The sequence below is a fragment of the Halalkalibacter okhensis genome, from assembly GCF_000787375.1.
Taxonomy (GTDB): domain Bacteria; phylum Bacillota; class Bacilli; order Bacillales; family Bacillaceae_D; genus Halalkalibacter; species Halalkalibacter okhensis.
Window position 1 is genome coordinate 130771 of the sequence record NZ_JRJU01000002.1, and the last position, 21472, is coordinate 152242.

Annotated in this window: 18 protein-coding genes; 2 read left to right on the forward strand and 16 right to left on the reverse strand. The window is 38.5% G+C overall.

What is annotated here, in order from left to right:
• Positions 1-395: 395 nt before the first annotated feature.
• The 3 genes from LQ50_RS02330 to LQ50_RS02340 form a co-directional block, all read right to left on the reverse strand.
• The gene (locus tag LQ50_RS02330) at positions 396-1781 is read right to left on the reverse strand and encodes an amidohydrolase family protein (protein ID WP_034625685.1); all 1386 of its coding nucleotides are present in this window, start codon (positions 1779-1781) and stop codon (positions 396-398) included.
• An 80-nt stretch (positions 1782-1861) separates the two neighbouring features.
• Positions 1862-2893 carry an ABC transporter substrate-binding protein gene (locus LQ50_RS02335; RefSeq protein ID WP_070808107.1) on the reverse strand — a complete coding sequence of 344 codons (1032 nt, stop codon included), beginning with the start codon at positions 2891-2893 and terminating at the stop codon, positions 1862-1864.
• Between the two features lie 51 nt (positions 2894-2944).
• On the reverse strand, positions 2945-3949 hold the full coding sequence (locus tag LQ50_RS02340; protein ID WP_034625687.1) for an aromatic ring-hydroxylating dioxygenase subunit alpha: 1005 nt from the start codon (positions 3947-3949) through the stop codon (positions 2945-2947).
• 453 nt (positions 3950-4402) lie between these two features.
• Between LQ50_RS02340 and chrS the strand changes: the two genes are divergently transcribed.
• A complete protein-coding gene (gene chrS / locus LQ50_RS02345) occupies positions 4403-4888 on the forward strand; it encodes a chromate efflux transcriptional regulator ChrS (protein WP_034625689.1) in 486 nt (161 codons plus the stop codon).
• Positions 4889-5159: 271 nt separating this feature from the next.
• Here the strand turns inward: chrS and LQ50_RS02350 are convergent, their stop codons facing one another.
• The 6 genes from LQ50_RS02350 to LQ50_RS02375 all read right to left on the reverse strand — a co-directional run bounded on the left by LQ50_RS02350 (position 5160) and on the right by LQ50_RS02375 (position 11293).
• Complete coding sequence (locus tag LQ50_RS02350; protein ID WP_052144540.1) at positions 5160-6494, reverse strand: TRAP transporter large permease; 1335 nt, start codon at positions 6492-6494, stop codon at positions 5160-5162.
• Entirely contained in the window at positions 6482-6982 is a 501-nt protein-coding gene (locus LQ50_RS02355; RefSeq protein ID WP_034625691.1) for a TRAP transporter small permease, read from the reverse strand. The genes LQ50_RS02350 and LQ50_RS02355 overlap by 13 nt, the downstream gene beginning before the upstream one ends.
• A 91-nt stretch (positions 6983-7073) precedes the next feature.
• A complete protein-coding gene (locus tag LQ50_RS02360) occupies positions 7074-8129 on the reverse strand; it encodes a TRAP transporter substrate-binding protein (RefSeq protein ID WP_034625693.1) in 1056 nt (351 codons plus the stop codon).
• A gap of 49 nt (positions 8130-8178) precedes the next feature.
• The gene (locus tag LQ50_RS02365) at positions 8179-8646 is read right to left on the reverse strand and encodes an aconitase X swivel domain-containing protein (RefSeq protein ID WP_052144541.1); all 468 of its coding nucleotides are present in this window, start codon (positions 8644-8646) and stop codon (positions 8179-8181) included.
• 2 nt (positions 8647-8648) lie between these two features.
• Positions 8649-9929, reverse strand: coding sequence for an aconitase X (locus LQ50_RS02370; protein WP_034625694.1), 1281 nt, complete (start codon positions 9927-9929; stop codon positions 8649-8651).
• A 38-nt stretch (positions 9930-9967) separates the two neighbouring features.
• Positions 9968-11293, reverse strand: a complete 1326-nt coding sequence (locus tag LQ50_RS02375; RefSeq protein WP_052144542.1) for an FAD-dependent oxidoreductase — start codon at positions 11291-11293, stop codon at positions 9968-9970.
• Positions 11294-11507: 214 nt separating this feature from the next.
• On the opposite strand from LQ50_RS02375, the gene LQ50_RS02380 reads away from it, so the two are divergent.
• Positions 11508-12392 (forward strand): LysR family transcriptional regulator, encoded by an 885-nt coding sequence (locus LQ50_RS02380; protein ID WP_034625697.1) that lies wholly within the window; start codon positions 11508-11510, stop codon positions 12390-12392.
• A 325-nt stretch (positions 12393-12717) separates the two neighbouring features.
• Here the strand turns inward: LQ50_RS02380 and LQ50_RS02385 are convergent, their stop codons facing one another.
• The 7 genes from LQ50_RS02385 to LQ50_RS02415 form a co-directional block, all read right to left on the reverse strand.
• Entirely contained in the window at positions 12718-13140 is a 423-nt protein-coding gene (locus LQ50_RS02385; RefSeq protein WP_084138594.1) for an acyl-CoA thioesterase, read from the reverse strand.
• 122 nt (positions 13141-13262) lie between these two features.
• Positions 13263-14615: a phenylacetate--CoA ligase family protein gene (locus LQ50_RS02390; RefSeq protein ID WP_034625699.1), complete on the reverse strand. Its 1353-nt coding sequence runs from the start codon at positions 14613-14615 to the stop codon at positions 13263-13265.
• A gap of 42 nt (positions 14616-14657) precedes the next feature.
• The gene (locus tag LQ50_RS02395; RefSeq protein ID WP_034625701.1) at positions 14658-16589 is read right to left on the reverse strand and encodes a TRAP transporter permease; all 1932 of its coding nucleotides are present in this window, start codon (positions 16587-16589) and stop codon (positions 14658-14660) included.
• A 14-nt stretch (positions 16590-16603) separates the two neighbouring features.
• Positions 16604-17722, reverse strand: coding sequence for a TAXI family TRAP transporter solute-binding subunit (locus LQ50_RS02400; RefSeq protein WP_034625703.1), 1119 nt, complete (start codon positions 17720-17722; stop codon positions 16604-16606).
• Positions 17723-17851: 129 nt separating this feature from the next.
• On the reverse strand, positions 17852-18910 hold the full coding sequence (locus tag LQ50_RS02405) for an amidohydrolase family protein (RefSeq protein WP_034625705.1): 1059 nt from the start codon (positions 18908-18910) through the stop codon (positions 17852-17854).
• 611 nt (positions 18911-19521) lie between these two features.
• Positions 19522-20469, reverse strand: a complete 948-nt coding sequence (locus tag LQ50_RS02410) for an ABC transporter permease (RefSeq protein WP_034625708.1) — start codon at positions 20467-20469, stop codon at positions 19522-19524.
• A gap of 4 nt (positions 20470-20473) precedes the next feature.
• The gene (locus LQ50_RS02415) at positions 20474-21472 is read right to left on the reverse strand and encodes an ABC transporter permease (RefSeq protein WP_052144543.1); all 999 of its coding nucleotides are present in this window, start codon (positions 21470-21472) and stop codon (positions 20474-20476) included.

Genomic DNA, 21472 nt, shown 5'->3' on the forward strand with positions numbered 1-21472 from the left:
AGTGGGCGTGTGGGTCGTGGGGACAGGTTCCTTGTCCCACTCCCCAAAAAGTTAATAACCCGTTGTATAAACAGAAGGTAATCCACCTTTGTTTATACAACGGGTTATTTTTAAAAGAACGAGATAGAAACATCATAAAAACTAAAATCCTACGTGTTGTATGTAGTTCATTCTCCGTTCCATCATTGAATTAGTACATATCTAACGATTCTCATGCTCCTCAAGTTAGCACAAAGAAAAAACAAGAGAACCTTCCCCTTGTTTCTGTTTTATTATAAGCGGACACAATCGACAAACATCGCAAAACCACTGTTTTTTGTTACAGGTAACGAAATGTGAGTCCGCTTGAGAAAAGCAGCTCAAGGTACCCGGTCCCCATGACCTATGATCCCAACTCAGTCCGCCATTCCAAAAATAGGATGCGTGTTTGCCAATCTCTCTCGCATCTGATCTACTCTTACTTGCGCTCGTTTTAATATTTCCTCTTCGTCTACAAAAGTACACTTGCCATTTCGAACGACAACACGCCCATTTACTAATACCGTCGAGACGTCATTCCCATTCGCATTGTACACAAGGGCTGAGGAGCAACGATGGACTGGACTAATGTGGGCTTTTTGTAAATCAACGATGACCATGTCGGCTTTTTTCCCCACTTCTAGACTTCCTAAATCTTGTTCACGCCCCACTGCTTTCGCTCCATTTTTTGTTCCCATCTCAATTACTTGCATTGGTGGAAGTAACGTTGAATCCAATTGATTCACTTTATGCAAACAAGCCGTAAATTTGAGGACTTCTAAATTATCCTGACAATTGTTGCTCCCAGGTCCATCTGTACCGAGCGCAACATTAATGCCTTTTTCCAACATCTCCGGCACACGTGCTACACCTGAAGCTAAATACATATTAGACACCGGACAATGGACGACAGTTGCTTGACAATTAGCGATCAAATCAAGCTCTCCATCGTTTAACCATACCCCGTGAACCACTTGGGTTGTCGGCCCCAACATTCCTACAGCTTCAACTAATTCTAAATTTCTCAACCCATAGCGAGTCATCGTGTGGTCAATCTGATCTTTCGTTTCAGCTACATGAACATGAGTAATCAAATTACGTGTATGAGTAAACTTTGCTGCTCGCTCTAAAAAATCACGAGAGCACCCGTACAAATTTAATGGTCCCATCGCTACACCAACGCGGCCATTCCCTGCTCCGCTCCAACGGTCTAATAGAGTATCGGTTCGGGAAAAGATTTCATCTTGCGTCTCATTCAATCTGCCTTCTCTCCCCATATCAATTCCACCGCGAGCCAATACCCCGCGAATCCCTGACTCCTCCATCGCACGGAGCACTTCCTCATCATTTTTAGGAGATGTGTGAATGTAATGATGATCCATAATAAAAGTTGCACCAGATTTTAAATTTTCTATACAACCAATCATGGCTGCTAAGTAAAAATCTTCTTCCGTCATGGCGAGAGAAGCAGGCCAAATGACTTGCTGTAACCAATCAAAAAGCACCAAATCATCAGAAACACCTCTCATATATGTTTGAAAAAGATGCGTATGACAATTGATCAAACCAGGGATAATCGCTTTTCCTTCCGCATTAATGACTTCATCTACTTCTTGAAGCAAATAATCTTTTGAACCATCTTCTGGCCACTGTCCTATTTCTTCAATCACGTTATAGTTGGTTACTAAATATCCATTTTTCAACGTTTGATTCTCTTGATTCATCGTTAAGATCGTACCATTTTTAATTAGAATTTTCCCCATTTTATCTCCTCCTTACTAAAAAAAGGGGATTGTTCCCCTTTTTTCTAACTAGATTCATAGAATAATTGTCGTCTTAGCTCTTATTTCAAATAACTCGTTGTAAAGATATCACTAAGGTCTTCTTTCTCATCAATCACACCAAGCTCATACATCTGGTCACGTAATGTTTCCCAACGTTCTTCTGTCATATAACCGACCCCATAATCCAATGCATCGCCTGTAAAGATTAAATCCACTTCGGATTCAGCTGCAAAATTAAGTTCCTCCATCGTTTTATCCGGATTATCTTCTAATATAAATGGATTAATTTCTTCTGCATGATCTTTGTAGTAATTATAGCCTTCCATCGTTGCTTTCACATGCGTTCTAACTAGCTCTGGATTTTCTTCTAGAAACTTTTCAGTTGTAAACATGACTACACCATATGGGTTAAAACCTGATTCAGATACCATTAAATAATCGACTTCAATACCTTCCTGAGCTAGTGTATAGGTTTCAGATCCAACAAAGCCTTGAATAAGGGATGTTTCATCAGCAATAAAATTAGCAAGCTGACCACTATAAACCATTTCATCGACTTCATTTAATTCATAAGCTTCTTTAATATAGTCCCACCAAGGAGCACCAGGAGCAGTCGTGACTGTTCTTCCATTTAGATCTGAGAAACTAGTAATATCTTGTCCTTGATGGAATAATACAGCTTGAGGGTAATCTTGGAAAACAGCAGCTAGAGCAACAATCGGTATCCCTTCATTTCTAGCTACTAAAATATCTGTCGCATGAGCCATTCCTATTTCAGCTTCCCCCGCTGCGACAATTTGAACCCCACTGACTCCAGGACCACCATTTTGAATGGTGACATCTAGACCTGCTTCTTCATACAGTCCTTGATACTTCGCAGCATACACTCCACCAAATGATGGTTGTGCAAACCAAGTCGTTACTTGCGTGATAGGAGTTAATTCTTGCGTTTCTTCTATGTTGGGTTCTTCTACTGTCTCACCTGTGTTGGATTCACTTTCACTTGTACTGCTATTTGAATTCGACGAACAGCCAATTGCTACCAACAGCATCATCAATAACATCCATATAAAAGATAATTTACGCACCACATTCCCACTCCTATCATTCTCATATTATGTTTTGCTACTATTGAACTCTACTTATGTCGTTCCAATGGTTACCCCTAACTCTTTCAACCAGCGTCGATAGGCAACCGATAAGATATCCACTTTATGATTTAGCTCTGCTTGTAAATCTAACGGTAGAAGCTCAGGCTTTTGTGTTTCAATAATCCATGCATCTTGCTCAAATACAGTATCTTGAAATTGAATAAACTGCTCATCTGGAACATCAAAGCCATAATTCCTCGCAACAGCCATATAAACCGTACATTCTTTATCATTAATAGGTAAAACCGTCAAAAGAATATAGAGTGTTTGACCGGTGTCCGCATCTCTTTTTGATAGTTTTCCTACTAAAGGTCGAAACACTTCTTTAACATACACGTATGTGGTCCCCTCTTTAGCATCAGAACCTGAATGCGCTACCGGCTGAAAAATAGGAACATCATCAGTATAAATCCGGTCTTCTTCTTTAAAGATTTGAAAATCTGGTAACTCTGCATAATCTGGATGACCGAGCAACCCACCATGAACATACATTAAATGAGCAAAGTCTGTGAAATTTTCAACGACTCTTGTACCTGCTGCTTTCACTTCATACGGTCCACAAACTAAAGGTCGATAAGAAGGATCTTCAAACTCTGGAATGTCAGGCAAGTCACTTTTCGGTTCTCCTAAACAAACCCAAACAATTCCATATTTTTCAATACAATGATAACCTTCGGCTTTTGCTCGAACAGGAATTTTTTTGTCTTTTCCTTGTGCCGGAATACAAACACAGTTTCCTTTGTCATCATATTGCCAACCATGATATGGACAAACCAAAGTATCATTTTTTATATAGCCTTTGGATAACATCGCTCCACGATGAATACATAAATCTCGAAATGCATTCACACCATTTTTTGAACGGAATAAAGCAACTCGCTCTCCCATTACAATCACGCCAACTGGCTCATCTTTTAATTCACTAGCTTTGTACACTGGATGCCACTCATTCACTAGAACCGAATCTTGCAAACGATCATTTACTGCAGTACTCATGTTTGACCACTCCTCATTTCTTTGATTATAGAAACTATTTCAAGCTAGGTCTTTCGGTTGACCTCGTGCTTTCTTTACAAGCCACATATTATTAACCCCTCCCTATGTAAGACAATGAACACTTTTATTCGTTTCGTTAATAAAATATATAATTCATTTACACAACGTAATATTTATATTGATAATACTAACTATTCGTTATAATCTAGTCACAGATGTTGTTATAATTTATAACAAGCTTTTTTAGAGAAAGTGATTAATCAGAGCAGACTTCATCCTATAAATCTTATAGCAACAGGAGTTACAGTGTTTTAAAGTATGTATTTTAAAAAAAGAGAGGTGGAATCGAAGAAAAGTATGTAGGTTTAATTTCCAATTCACTTGAAATGATTGAGAGATAACGATACATTAAAGGAAATCGCATCATTATGCATTGGCACAGGAGAGGATACCATGTCGACAAAACAATCCATTCATACATTACCGGTCGTACAACTTGATGATATTGACCGGCAGATTATAAACAGATTAAAAATAGATGGACGAATGTCATATACCGACCTCGCCAAGGAAGTCGGCCTTTCACGAGTAGCGGTTCAATCTCGGGTAAACACGCTGATGGAAAATGGAGTCATCGACCGTTTTACAGCCATCATTAATCCAGAAAGAATCGGAATTAACGTATCAGCTTTTTTTAATGTTGAAGTCGAACCTAAGCACTTAGATGAAGTAGCGACCATTCTATCCGACGACCCCTTGGTTACTAGCCTGTATCATATGACAGGACCAAGCAAACTCCACATGCACGGACTATTTGAAAACAATCAAGAAATGGAAGTATTTCTAAAAGAAAAACTGTATACATTGCCTGGTATTACTAGCGTAGATTGCCAGGTGTTAATTAATCGGTATCGAAGTACGATGGGCATAAGGTTATAAAGGTACATTAGAGGTACAATAGGTACATTGTCCTTTGAGCCTATCAAAAGGTGCAGCTGTCTATGTAATGAAAGAAGTTGATAGTAGTAAGATTCGATTGTTTGGTTGTTAGAGGAAAATTTAAGGTCTGTGTAATTTAGGAGTGAAATTAATAAACCAAAAAACAGAATCGTTGATCGAGATTCTGTTTTTTGATTAAAAGTGCTGTCACTACATGTAGTGACAGCACTTTTCTAACTATATTAAGACAACTAATTGTTGCTAAAATTTTTTACCCCATAATCAATCTCGGCAGCCAAAGGGAGATCTCTGGCACATAAGTAACTAGAAAAAGAATAGGTATGGCTCCGAAGAAAAGAAATGGCAATAATGGTTTCATCAGATCTTGCATTGGCACACCGCTTGTTCTCGAAACAACAAATAGATTCATAGCCAAAGGTGGCGTTAATGTACCAACTCCAATAGCGACAAATAAGATTGTACCTAATTGTATAGGGTCTAATCCTATGGCATTAGCTGTTGGCATCAATAATGGAGTAAATACAAATATTAGTACACCTGTACTCAGAAAGAATCCTGCAAAGAACAAAATAAGGACAATCAAAAACAATAACACATTCGGGTTAGTCGAGATATTCTGCATTCCTTCTGCAATCATATGTGGGACATTATTCAGAACAAGTAACCTTGTGAATATCATTACCATAGGTAAGATAATAAGGATGGAACCTACAGATTTCCCTGTGTCAGTAAATGCATCTAATCCATTTTTGATAGTAATTGTTTTAAATATAAAGGCCCCGGCAATCAAGGCATAGATACAGGCAACCGCTCCCGCTTCTGTCGGGGTGAAAGCGCCTCCATAAATTCCACCAAAAATAATAAGAGGCATGATAAAGGCCGGGATAGCCATTTTAAATGTTGTAAAAACATCAGTAAAGTAACTTCTTTGAACAGCTGAAGTTGTTGCTGCCGTTTCTTCAACACCTGCAGGGGAACTGTTAGACTCTGGTTCACGATACCATTTTGGATAAATAATACGGTTAATAAGAATGTACAATAATGCCCAGAGTATCCCTGGGACAACGGTGGCTAAAAACAACGCTGCGATCGACGTGTTAGCGACGACTCCAAACAAAATGGCATTCATATTCGGTGGGATCATATAACCTAAAGGACCAGAAGCACCTAAAAGAGCAGCAGAGTATCTTTTATCCCAGCCAAGCTTCTCCATTCTAGGTATAAGAATACTACTTAACGCTGCTACAGTGGCCGTTCCAGAGCCACTAAGTGCCCCAAACATCATAGATGAAACAGGAATTATTGCCCCCATTCCTCCCTTGACTTTCCGAAGCAATGCTCGAGAAAATTCAATTAGTCTTTCGGCAATCCCACTTACTTCCATTAATCTCCCCGCAATCATAAAGAGCGGAATGGCCAATAGTGTAAAAGATTCCAAAGAGAAAAAAGCAGTAGTCACAATCGTTCTCATACTTGTTCCTGTGATTAGGATATAAAGTAAGGAACCTGTCAGGAAACTGAATGATACGGCCATACCAAGAAACATCAGTAATATTACTACGAGGGAAGCTATTAGGATTTCCATTTTTTCAACTCCTTCGCTTCCTTAAATGAGTGAAGTATATAATAGATTGTTATAAGAAGCCCGCTTATCGATATAAAGGATGTGAGCCACCATAAAGGAAATCCTAGACCTGCTGATGTATCTCCTGTAGCAATACCAAATTGAACATAATCAAAACTTAAGTAAGTAAAAAAGCCGATCGATCCCACTGTTAGTACATTAACAAAAAGTCTAATATATTTTAGTACCTTTTTATTTTTAATGATTAGTGGCATAACATCTAACTTTATATGATCATCTTTACGTGCTAACAACGCACCTGCTACCCAAATGGCTAGAATCATAAGATAAACAGGTAATTCTCCCATATCCCCCACAGAAGTCTTAAATACGTAGCGACTAATCACCTGAACAAACACAATAACAGTAAGTGCAACCATACACACTGTTATGATCTTTGTAATAATGGAAATAAGAAATTTATCAACTAGTGACAGGAATTTACTCACATCTATAACCCCCAGCAAAATAAGCTATTCTCATAATGATTTAAAATGAGTTAAGTGAGAGTTCCAACTCTCACTTAACTTCATTCATTAATTAGTCAATAGATTCTATAATTTCCATAACCTGATCAAAGACATCCGCCCCTACATAATCTCTGAATTCTTCATCTAAACTTCGAGCATAGTCAATCCACTCAGAGCGCTCTTCGTCCGTTAATTGATAAACTTGAACACCTTTTTCCTCTAGCTCACCTAGAGCAATTTGAGTGAATTCTTTTTCCAGTTCACCTTGATGGGCCATGGCTTCCCAAGCCGCCTCTTCTACAATTTCTTGTAAGTCATCAGGGAGTGCATCCCAATATTCTTTTCCAATCATCAATGTTCCACCAGACGCCCACTGCCAGTCAATATCCGTATAATGGTCTGTTACTTCATAAAATTGACGCTGAACAACTGAGGATGCCAGAAATTCAAGACCATCTATCGTTCCTGTTTCTAAAGCCGTATACACTTCACTAAAAGCAAGCGGCTGAGCATTACTAATACTCCCCCAAAACGAATTGACCACTGGATCCTCATAAATTCTCAGTACTAAATCACTCACATCATCAATTCCTACGACTGGATGTTTAGCATTCGTAATCCCACGGAAAGCACCTGGAGCTACAGCTAGAAGCTTTACATCGTGATCCGCCAACCACTCTGAATACAAGTGAAATAATTCTCCATCAGGATTGCTAAGCACTTTCTCCACATCTTCAAAATCTCTAAACAAGTAAGGTAATTTCAAAACTCCTAATCTTTCATCAACGTTTGCCATCGGTTCTCCATAATAAGCTACTAGATCTCCAATTCGAAGATTTTGAAACATTTCCGGATTAGCTCCTAATACCGAATTATAATAATTGTTTATTTTGATGCGCCCTTCAGACTTCTCCTCAACTAGATCAGCGAACGTTTGCTGAGAAACACCAAATGCATTAAATTCAGTACTGGTGGAAGGGTCTGTGTAAATACTTGCTAATGACCATTCAAACACTTCTTCTCCGTTGGCGTCAGAAGTGCCTGTATCAGAAGAACCACAAGCAGCTAGTAAAGCAAACACACACATAAGAACTCCAAACAGGAACACTCTCTTTGAGATTTTCATAATTGCCCTCCCTTAATTTAAATTCATAATTACCCATTTTTCATTGCATTTAATGTGACACTTGTTCTTTTATATCTTCACTGCTACTTGATCTCTGATTACCTTGTCGCTTGGTAATTTCAACAATACCATTATCAGCATCTACTTTAACCCAATCGCCTGTTTCAATAATGTCTAATGGATCTTGTTCTAAATCGGTAACAGTTGGCGCATGGGTTACCACTGCACCTAATGCTGACTTTGATGTGGTAATGTTATAAATCATCGCTTTAGGTGCTGCACCAGCAAGTCTTGCAGCGTGAAAAAAGGCGGACCATCCTGACGATCCCTTAGCCCCTGGAAAGACGAGCACTTTATCTTTGAAGCTTTGGTTATAAAGCTCATGTCGTAATTCAATAATTTTTCCGTTTTGCGGATTAATCCCACCCCATCCAGATATGGTATCTCTCGTCACAAGCGCTTCCCCTTCTGAACATCCTCCAACAACTTTTCGGCCACGCAATATGATTTTATTCATCTTTAATATTCCCTCCATTTCCCTGTAATCGCTGCATTGATACAATCCTCTAATGATCCAAACCATGTTTGAATCCCCATAATGGCTGGTAAATAATGAGCTTGCTTGGCAGAATCAGTAGCAACGACCTTCGTTCCTTCTGGAAGTATTTGCCCAATTGCCGGACAAGTGTCACTCATAAGTTTGGCACCGGCATCTTGGATTATTTTTGTGTAACCGCTTCTGTCAGCGACTTGTCGAAGTGCTCGCGGTGTAAAAATCCAAACATCTGTATTACCGTTTATCTTTCTGCCATCTAGTAATTTACAAATATCCCATAGCTGTTCAAGTGAGGCGTGTGGACAACCTAGCATAATGAAATCCACTTCTTTATCTTTGGCTGAGTGATTTAATAATTCATAAGCTTGCTGTCTCTCTGCTTTTCCATATTTTATAACCGTTTTAGGCTTGTTGTTTCCAAATGCTTCCTCTACTGTGCTAGCATCAGCTGTAATCCCAGGCATATGGTACATCTCAATTCCCCCAGAAGAAGATGCTGCAGCTCCAAAATGCTTAAGCATATTATGATCAGGTGTACCTTTAATTCCATTAATAACAGGGACACGATCACCGATCATTTCACCAATGTAATAACCTAATAGCCCCCAATCTTCCATCGTTTCCATTTCTATTTCAACTTCTACAAGATCTGTACCTAACCGATTTTCATCAATATGATAACCCCAATACGGAATTTTCCCTGTCAACATGGCAGCTCCAGTACTTTCTTTCCCTTCACAATTCGTACGAGCGCCTAGTACCGAATTAATATAAACAACGGCGGATGATTCCATCCATGCACAGATCTCTCCTTTGACTGGCACGTTCCCAACTTGATAAGGTGTGCATGTACTTAGAAGTTGTATCCCAATGGATCCACTGTATTCCTCACTCTCCTTGTTTAGTTCATATCTTTCTCGTGAGATTCCTTGCGTTTGCCAATGATCAGGGTCAACTGCTTGAATCAGTTGGCACGCATGCGTCTCTATCTTTGGAATTTTAACTGTTTCTGCGCTATCTAGATTAAACTCTGAGAAGATAGCATCAAACCCACCGCCATGTTTAGCCGCGAACTCTCGCATCACTGGACTACTAGCAGATACAGAACTAGAAACATTATTTGTATCTACCAATCTTTCTGCACCTAGCGCTTCGCCATACCGAACTAATAAATCCATGGCCTTTTGCTTTGCAGGGCCTTCTTTCCCATCAAGCATCGCTTGTTCATGTTCAGTTAATCTCACTTTTTTTCCTCCTATTCATTACTTGAATGTATAATTCGTTATTTGACAGTCGCTTTTTTTAGTTCCTTTGTATTAACTAGATTATCTTTCAATCTTTCTTGTAACTTATTAATATCGATATCATGGACACTACCTTTACCTGCAAGATCAAGTACATGAGCTGCAGCAGTACCCATGGCAATACAAGGTCCCATAACTCGAACACTTGAAAGCGCAGCAAGATCTCCATCAATACAACGACCAACCGCTAACAAGTTATCGACATCTGGAGGAGTTAGACTTCCTAACGGAACATAATGCACATGGTCATCAGAGTACGGCTCCCATACATATCCTTCTTCTCGATCATGTAACTCTATTGGCCAAGACGTACGCGCAATAGCATCATGAAACTTGGTTCCATTACGAACATCATCAATCGTCAATTGCTGACTTCCAACAATCCAACGTGTTTGACGTATTCCAGGAAGTCCATATGAGCGAATATTCGCATCGGCGAATGCTTCTGGATATTCATTTTTTAGGTAGTTGAATGCTTTATCAGCCTGTGCCTTACCTTCAAGAGCTTTTTGTGAAGCAGCTAAAGGCTCTAAAGGTGTTTCTACATGTGTCATATTGACAAGTGCCACCCCCCTCGACGGAAAAGCAAAAGCAAAACCATCTTGACGTACAAGTCCATAATCTTCTGCTTTTTCCTTAAGACGGTCAACTACTTCATTTCGGTCGGGAATTTTGTCTGTATCTACTCCTTCGATGACGACCATCTGTGTACCGTAGATCGATCCTACTGCAGGTTCACGACAAGGAAGGCCAGCTTGCCATGCAAGAGCGGCATCTCCTGTCGCATCCACAAACGAATTTGCAGACACCATGACGTCACCATATCTAGTGGCTATGTCAATAGACTCAACACGTCTATCTGCTGTTTTAACTCCACTCAAAACTCCGCCTAGTATAACGTTAACTCCAGCTTTATTGATAGCGCTTTCAATCCAGCGTGAAAGAGCAATCTCATCATACATAACGACATTATGTTGTCCATGACGATAATGAAGTGCTCCAGCTTCTCCTAAATCTTTGAGAATATCATCTGCTATGCCATGTGTGAATTGATACGGTTTTGGTCCATTTGAAAAGAGCCCACAAAAAATACCGATAATAGAATTTACTGCTTGACCTCCTAATGCTGGTAAACTATCAATTAATACTACCTCACGTCCAAGACGTGTTGCTTCTAATGCAGTAGATACCCCAGCAATCCCCGCTCCTACCACACAAATATCTGCGTTAACTTTCTGTGTACAGTCACCACTACTCATAGTAACCACTTTCGTATCGATTTTAATTTCTCTTTTCTCTGGCATCTTAACACTCCTTATTTAAATTGGTTTTGATAAAATAAAACCTCTGCCTCTGTCAATAAACTTATCAAAGTATTCTAAATTTAACAATTCTTCTTATAAATAGGTACTATTCATAAAACAAATAATCATTTAATGAACCTAGTAACTTACGCTATACTAATATCAAAAGAAGTTAGTGCTTACATTTATATTTGCTAATAATGGGGGGAGTGCTTTGGAGTTACGTCAATTAGAATATTTTCAAGCCATTGAGAAATTCAGAAGTTTTTCTGCTGCTTCGTTCGAAATATCCACTTCACAGTCAACTTTATCAAACCAGATAAAAAAACTAGAAGATGAATTAGGCGTTAAACTATTCAAACGGCATGCTCGTTATGTAAGCCTTACTCCGGCTGGAGAGGAATTTCTTATTCATGTACAAAAAGTCCTATCTGAAATAGAAAAATCAAAAGAAACCATACAACAATACACCAACTTCGAAAAAGGGCAAGTCCATATCGGTGCTCTACCCTATATCAGTCATTTGGGCTTAGACAAAATCATTACTAATTTTATAAAAACCCATCCAGGTATAGATATAAGAGTTTATACAGGTGACAGTGATGATTCGCTTACAAATATGCGTGAAAAACGAATCAATGTTGCATTCATTAATGCTCCCTATTCGAGTGACTACGATATCGATTTCTATCCATTGGTAAAAGATAGAATAGCCATTATTGTATCCAAAGCCAACCCCTTATCCAACGAGGAAATGGTTGATCTCCGTGATTTTTCAGAAGAACAATTTTTAATGATTAACTCAAGCCATGACTTTCGCCTAGATCTAATTAATGCCTGTAATGAATCAGGCTTTGAACCAAACATTCTCCTCAATGGTGCATCGATGCATATGGTAAAGAACTTTGTAGAAGAAGGGATCGGCGTAGCACTGATGGGATACCGGTTAGCTCAAAGCATCTCCAACCCGAACATATCCATCATACCTATTAAACAAACAGTGGAACGAACTACCGGGATCGCTGTTCCAAAATACAAAAAGTTGCCGCTTGCTACTAGGCTATTCCTTGATTACACGTTAACAGAAATTAATAATTAGCCTGGGCTTTGATCCATGGGCCGGGGGGACATGGGTCAGGGGGACAGGTTCCTTGTCCCAGTATGAGAACATTGTCATCTCCTTACAATAAAATATACTAGCATTTTTACTTATAACTTTTTCTTTCTCTTTTAAAACACTTGTTAAACATCCTAAAAAAGAAGCAGCGAGACGGTGTTTTCCCTTCCTTCTTTTAGCGAAACCAAAGAAGCAAGATCCGTCCCCTTATTTCCCATCCTCGTCAATGGCGTGGTTCTACGACTGCCCGCCACACAAAAAAGAACTCGATTTTTCACGAGTTCTTTTTAAGTCGAGTCTTATCCTTTTAATTTTTAACAGCTTGATATTTTAGAAGTACTTCGCGGATTGATTCGGGTATGGAGATTGCTCTTAATTTTTCTTCTGCCATACTTGCTAATGCTCTTGTTTCTTGACCAATCGCAACTTGTTCTCCACTTTTATAGAAAGTGTGTTTAATTGTGAACACCTTGTCTTTTACCATTTCAATTGATGAAGAAACCTCAACCGATTCTTCAAAATAAAGAGCTTTCTTGAACTGCATATTTGATTCTAGTACAGGTATACCAATTTTATCAACAGTCGTTAATACAGATAACGGCGAACCCATACTAGCAAAGAAGTGATGTGTAGCTTCATCCATCCATTTATAATAATTAGGAGAGTAGACAATGCCTGCTGCATCTGTATCCCCCCATTTTACTAAGAAGTGGTAATTAATATTATCCATAAAATCTCCTTTACTTTTTATTAGTGATCATTGTCAAACTAAGGTTCCTACTTAATTTAGGGGAACTTCTGAATTAAGCAAGCCCCCTATACGTTAATTATAACCCGTGTTTATTTTATTGATCAGCTTCTAGCTGATAATGATGTTTTGTTATAGATTACCCGTCGCGATTTTTTCTTAGCATCAACACTAGGTAACGTTCCTGAAGCAACAACTTCAACAATTGCATTAACCCGTAATGATGTTTTTAATAAACCTTCTATTTTCTTGGATAGCTCAAGCCAATTATGTTCAGAAATTGATGGGTTTGCCTCCACTTGAATTGTCATTGTTGGTAAGTTATCTCCATCCTGGTTAATTAAAATTCGAAATTCCGTACCAAGTTCTTCTTGCTCACGTAGCTTCTCTTCAATAGCAGAAGGATAAATGTTCACTCCTCGATACCAAATCATATCATCTTTTCTTCCTTCAATCCCCATTACTCTTTGTCCAGTAAAACCGCATTCACAAGCTTCACCAGGTGGGCTGAGACTAGTAATATCACCCGTTCTAAAACGTAATAATGGTTGAGTGTCTCCAAATAAATTCGTAATTACGAGTTCACCCTTTTCACCTGAATCAACCTTATTGCCAGTTTTCGCGTCGACTATTTCAGCTACGACAAGGTCACTTGGCAAGTGAAAGCCACTGCTGCTAGGACAGTTTGTTCCTAATGAACAAATCTCTGTCATACCGTAACCATCAACCACAAACTCTACACCAAATGCCGCTTTTAATCGGTTTTGATTTGCTGCTAAGTTAGCACCCGGTTCTCCAAATGAACTAATTCCTTTAAAACACCCTAATTCTGCCAGGTTTATCCCCCTTTGCTTCGCTTTTTCTGCAAGGTGCAATAAATAAGATGGTGTTCCTGACAGACCTTGAGGTTTTAATTCCAAAATTAAATCGAGCTTGGCGTTCGTGTCTAGTAGCCCCGCTTTCACCACCATAACTCCAAACCTCTGAAGTATCGCTGTAAACATCGTTGGACCAGAAAGAGCATCCGTTGGACCCGTAAACATGTATTTATCACCCGGTACTAGTGGCAGCCCTCTTCTATGAAAGTAATCGACGATATAGTCGAAATCTCGATGTGATAGTAGGCGTCTTAATGGTCGTCCAGTAGTACCTGAAGTTGTCATAAAATGCGCCCAAGATGACGGATCCGAGCATGTATAGCTTCCAAATGGCTGATGTGTTTCTTGATCTTTTTGTAATTCAGACTTCGTACAAAACGGAATACGATGAAGATCTTCTATCCCTTTAATTTCCTCTGGTAAAACACCTGCTTCTTGAAATTTGTTTTTCCAAAAAGGTGAGCTTTCATAAACATAATGAACCATATTTACCAAGCGCTCAGATTGTAACACCTGGAGTTCCTGATAAGGTAATCTTTCAATATTTGGATCAAGAATTTTATAAGTAGGTAACGTCATGAAATGCCTCCCAAAAAGTTTATTTACACTGACGAGAAAATATTATGCACTCATAGACGATGGATTCGAACTGTCTGAACGTCGGGACCTGATTACTTGTGAGAATATAGAAAACATGATTGCTACAATAGATAAAATAAGCATAGAAGGCTCTCTCATTACCAAGAACATAAAACACCCTCCAGAAGCTACCAAGAGTATTACTCTTTCCCACCAAGTATGTTTAATAATGATTTGGCTTACAAGTCCTAACTGTAAAGAAATAGTTAGAATTGTACATACCGCAATTTCTATCCAAAATATCATTGATGTTGGACCATGTTGTAAGACGACCGAGGGAGCATAGACAAATAAAAATGGCAGAATGAAGGCAGCAGCAGCAGCTTTACACGTTTCTATTGCCGTCGGGATATATTTCGTTCCCGCAATCTTCGCCGCAACAACCACTAATATAGCAACTGGAGGTGTAATTAATGCAAAAATTGTAGGGAAAACAATAAAAAAATGGGCTACTTCATATGCTACGCCTAATCCTGTTAGAACCGGAACTGCAAATGCCGCAGCTGTAAAATAGGCTACTGCAGAAACCCCAATCAAACCTAGTAAATTTGATATTACCCATAAGATTAAGAGTGTTAAGATTAAACTTCCCCCACTCCAAATTTCAATACCAGCAGAGAGTTTAATTGTAATCCCACTATTGGAAAAGGTAGTAAGCATCAAACCAATTACTGCTGAAATCACACTAATTTGAGCACCAGATAACGCTCCATCGACAAAACCTTCTACTAAATTATTCTTAGTAGGGCGTTGTTTTTTGGGAACCATGTAACTTAATGCTAGAACAGCAAGAATGGCCCAAAAAGCAGTTGCCATAATACTTTGATTGTTATAAAGCATTATGATGATGATAGCCAACGGTATAACAAAGGCTGGTGTCTTATAAATCAGCTCTTGTTTATCAATTGCTTCAAACAATGGATTATCTTTTTCGTCTTGATTCCTATCCTTTTTCACGCTAAAAATTGTGTAAACATAGACACTAAGAAAAAAGAGTATACAAGGAATAATACACATCATCATGATGGTTAAGTATGGAACACCAGAATAAGCAGCCATAGCAAACGCTGTCACCCCTAAAATTGGTGGGGTTATCTGGGCTCCAGTGGAAGCTGCAGCACCAATTGCTGCTGATGATTCCTTGGAATATCCCGATTTATTCATAGCTTCCATTGTTGTTGCACCAGTGAACAGAAAATCTGCTAATGAACTCCCTGTCACTCCTCCTACCATTGAAGAATAAAATACGGACAACACGCCTACACCAGAGCGAATTTTACGAAGTATCTTGCCAATAAGAAACTTACTTAATTCGAAAAAGTATTTCTTCATACCTGTGGCGCCCATTACAGCACTAAAGACAACAAATAAAAAGATAAAGTCGGCGGAAGCTTGCATTGCTACGCCATATATTCCACCATACAATCCAACTGAGAGATTAGAAATTGTATTACTAATAGAATAACTGGTTGTTGTAAATGGTTCAGGCAAATACTGGCCAAAAAACGGATAAATCACCGTTCCTATAGCCAATAATGGGATAAGCCAACCAAAAGACTTTACTGAGGCCCATAAAGCCAAAACGATCAACGTAACACCAATCATTAAATCCAACTGTGTATTTGACCAAGAACGTACTCGTAATTCCGGTTCCATAATATGCATATAAAACGAAGCCGCAACAACAACAAAGAATAGAAAAATCGAAATATTTTGCTGCAAGCCCTGTTTTAGCTTCGATGCTGTTACCAAAAAGACTAAGCCCAAACTAAATCCTAAGTGCATGTTATAGTACTGATTAGAATTCATAATTAAATTTTGAGAGTAAATCATATGAATCACAATCATTAGGATCGCAACAGTGACAACAGCAACTTTTAATACCTTGTTTTCGTTAACAGTAGTCCCGGTCATTGCTATATCACTCCCTATTCAAATGCAGAGCCCTCAATACTTAAATCGTTGTCCTGATAGTATTTTAAAGAACCTGGATGAATTTCCTCTTCTGGCAAAATCATTTTCGGCATATTTTCTGGGGTTACCATGTTCCCAGCTGGATGGAAGTCTCCAAATCTAGTATGATTTTCAGCCATAATTCTTACAATTTCATGAGCAACATGGTCAGGCAATTCTTTGTCAGCAACCCACATTAACGTATTAGCAAAGACATTCAGGGGTTCTGTTTGTTGTTCACTCATTCCGCCTGCTGGAATTTCGAAAGAAAATCCGGCTGAATCCATCTCTTCCATCGCCTCAGTTAAAGCGCTTTCATCATATGAGACGAAATAGACATCAGTTCTAGTCATTAATTCATTAAGAGCAGGAATGCCTCCCCACGTAGAGCCGTCTGCACTTGAAGAAAAACCACCACTGATTGCTGCATCAATTCTTCCCTGCATTAATGCTTCATGACTTTGATTAAAAGGCATATTTTCAAATCGAACGTTCTCAACACCAGCTTTTTCGAACATTAGTTTAACTAGGTCTACTCCAAACGGATCTGGTGGAACACCTAAGTTTACAGTCTTTCCTGCTAAATCATGAATTGTTTTAATATCTGGATTCGTTGTTATAAGGACGTTGTTAACTAGACCTGTGACAGAAAGTCCACGAAAATCCTCATATACTTCTTCAAAAGGAGGCCAAGCATTTTTGGGTCCCCATTGATCAATCCAAGCTACTGTATTGCCTCTTTTGTCAGGTTCATTAATTAACATCGTTGCATTTTGAGTAGCACCTGGTGATTCTAATGTGTTTGCTTGTAACCAGTCACTATTTTGATTAATCATCTCGGCAAGACCAACACCTAAAACATAAGTTGTTGTACCATTTTGAAATGTGTAAATATCTAAATCAAACGGCTCATGCTCTTCGCTAGTGCTTCCATCTTCATTTGACTCACCATCATTAGCAGTCTCTTCTGTAGGAGGTTCTGATTCAGACGGCTCAGGAGCACTGGATGAGTTCTCTCCCCCACACGCCCCTAGAAATAGTAAAGATAACGCAGTCAATAATACAAGTATCATATTCTTCTTCTCAAATAACATTCAATTATCTCCCCTTCGCCAAAGAATATTTGAATTTTCGGTAAATTTATAACAAAAAAATACAATACTTAAATTAACGGGACTTTTACATTTACTATTTCTAAAGTCCTGGTAATATTTAAATTCTCGTTATTTCAATAAATATTCTTTAAAAAGTCTTGTATGAGGTGGCTTAATATCAAAAATCTCGCATGCATTTCCACCTAATATTAGATTTAGATCATCTTGTGGTACATCTAGCTTTCCAATCTCTCTTAAAGCCCAGCCAAATAAATCTACTTGATGAGATGGCGGTCCTGTTCGGCGACTTTGGTCTGCATAGGTCGCTGGCTTTTGACCTGGCATCCATTGAATTGGTAGTGATGCTCCCCAATCGGTTCCCCAAATCATTTTCTCCGGACCGATATTTGGATCTAATAACGCTTTTTCGTACAAATCAGCCCAGTATAACCCAGCCTCCAAGTAGACATTTGGACAACATGCAGCTACGTGCATACACTGTTCCCAGTAAGATGTGTGCCATGAGCCTTGAATTCCTCCATGAGCAAGGATAATGGTTACATCTGGATATGCTAAAGCGATATCCTTTGCTAATAACGGATTGCTCCAATCATGAAAATTAAACAAATTGGCTCCATCTGCTAATTCTGAACCGCCATAACCGTTTACAATTCCTGTATGATAAGAAATAGGAACATTATACTTACGAGCTAATTCCATAAACGCTTTAATTTGATCCCACCGTTCCTCCCATGTAATTCTGCGCTTCGGTTTTGGATCAAATGGAATTCCTTCTCCAATCCCTTTGAAAAGACCTGTACTTAATTGTTCGTCTAGTTCTTTTACGGCAGCTTCTAGCGACCACTCTTCTTCCCCACGTGACGCTTTCAAATATGTTTGGACTGGGTTACACATTGCAACAAATCGATCTGGATGATTTCTAACTATTTCAGCGTTTATTTCATTCGTCATAGCAAATGCGGGTTGAATGACTGCCACGTCAACTTTATATCTGTCCATATGGTATAGCAATCTAGCTGAATTGTCATAAACCTCAACTCCTTGGCCTGTCATTCCTTCTCCTAGCTTTGCATAATCTGGCTTAATGCCTTTTTCTTTAAACTTAAATGCATGTCTTTGAGCATGAACATGCGTATCTACTACAAAAATCCCTGTTGCCATTCCCATATTATAACCCCTCCAATTAAATGTAGATTATTATAATTCAAATACTGATAGTTCGGTTTATGACTCCCCTCCTTTTTTAGTAAACGTTTATGTATCGACTAAATTGAGATTCAGAACAATAGTTAAGAGAAGGTCCAGAATCCATTACCAACCATCCTCGTTTGTTAACGCTTACAAAATTGCAAATAATAAGCTACTATTTATAACCAGTAATTCACGTCATCTTTATATATTTTGATTTCTGTATATATGAATTCTACCTAATTGGATAAACTAAATGGTGTGTATTTTTTAGCAATGGGTGTGTTTTTTTAATATTAAGACAATTACATAAATGGTCTTTAGTGTAGTTAGCCATTTTTTAGCATTAACTGACTCTTATCTTCTTTTAACATATAACGCAATAGGATTTTGACTTAGTAACCAACTCTTCCTTCCAATAAATTGAAGCTTTTTACCATGCTACAAGTTATCCTGAACCCGAAAATAACCAGTAGTTTTCACAACCATAAAAAATAGAAACCGAAAAATCATAAAAGATTCTTCGGCCTCTAAATCATACAAAGGGGCGGCTCTTTTACTTCGAGAAGAAAAAGAACCACCCCCATTCCCTAATGAGCTACCAACACTTGCTTTTTACTCCGAGCATAAAAATCCCAGCCAATGACAAATACCAAGAGGGCCCCTAATATAAAGGTCTGATAGAAGGAATGAACATTTAACAAACCAAGTAAATTATCAAGTATTCCTAAAATAAACAATCCCATTAACGTTTTTGGAATACTACCTTCTCCTCCTGCTAAGCTAGTACCTCCAATAACGACAGCTGAGATAACGGTTAATGCTGCACTACTTCCAACAAATGGAGAAGCGGAATTTAACATTCCCGTTAATAGAATTCCCGCAAGCGCTGCAGCGACGCCGGAAATGACAAATACACTAATTTTGTAAAACCTAACTGGTATTCCTGTTAATCTTGCTACCTGATCATCTCCACCAACTGCGTAGATATTGCGGCCAAATTTTGTTTTCCTTAATATATAATCGGCAATCAAGGTTAGGACAAGAAGCAAAAGGATCAAATTAGGGATCCCCAAAATCGTTCCTGAACTAAGCCAATTTAAAATGGGATCTTGTGCACTTGCCGGTCGTCCATCTGAAACTGTTAGGGCAAGACCATTATAGAAAAACATCGCACACAACGTAACGACAAATGAATTTAAACTTAAAAAAGCAACTAAAAACCCTGTGATTAACCCAATAATCACTCCTAATAGAAGCGTTAGCACGATCGCCATGATAATGCCAGTATGAGGAGTGATCTTAACCATAAATATACCTGAAAATGCCATAACTGCCCCAATTGAAAGGTCAAATTCTTTATTTAATATGACAAAGGTCATCGCCAATGCCATAATTCCAAAGATGCTAAGCTGTGTCACTAAGTAAGTTACATTTTGAAATGTCAAAAAGTAAGGAGAACTAACCGAAGCAAAAATGACCATTCCTATTAAAATTAATAGCACCTTTTGACTGTATACTCTCTTTAAAATGGACATTTCATCACCCCTTCCTATTTAGCTTTAGCTCTTTACGTCTATCAAGTAAAAGTGCAGCTACAATAATTAAACCTTTTGCCATCATCTGGTCATAATTACTTAACCCCATAAGAACAAAAACGTTATTAAGTACACCTATAATCAGAACACCCACTAATGTACGAGAAATATTGCCTGCTCCACCTGCTAAACTAGTACCCCCAATAGCAACAGCAGCAATAACATCTAATTCAAAGCCAACACCTACGACTGGAGAAGCATTCAAGGTTTGGGAGCTTCTAATTAAACCACCTATTGAAACAAGTACGGCTACAATCATAAACGTAATGGTTCGAATACGATGAATGGGAATGCCAGACAATCGAGCCGCTTCATGATTTGCTCCTGTTAGGTAGATTGATCTTCCGAACGTCGTATACTTCAACACTACATGCAAAATAATAGAAAAGAAGATTAACGTAACAATAGGTGCAGGAATGCCTAGAAATGAACCATTCCCAAACCAAGTGAAAACAGCGTCTCGTTCAGGATTTAATGTGAATCCTCCTGTATATAAGAGGGCTAGTGAAGCAAGGATTGTTCCTGTACCAAATGTGATCATAATGGAAGCACCAAAGTCACCTTTAATAAATTGAAGAATCGTTCCATTTATTAGACCGACGACTAATGCTACAAGAACAACAGCAAAGATCGCTCCAATTGTTCCTAAGAAGGGCTGTAAACCAACAATTAATACGGCACTTAAAGACAGCATCCCTGCTACAGATAAGTCAAAAAATCTGCCAATAACAACATAGGTCATTCCTATGGCACCTAAACCTAGTACAGAAATTTGAGTTAATATATTTAAAAGGTTGCCTTTTGTCAGAAAAACTGGTGATAAAATTGCACCAATAATGATTAAAATCAATAATGCTAAAACTGGACCTAAATCAGCTACATCCATTTTGCTCTTCATTCGTTTTATTTGAGTGTCAGTTCTTTTTTCCGTAACTGTTTCCAC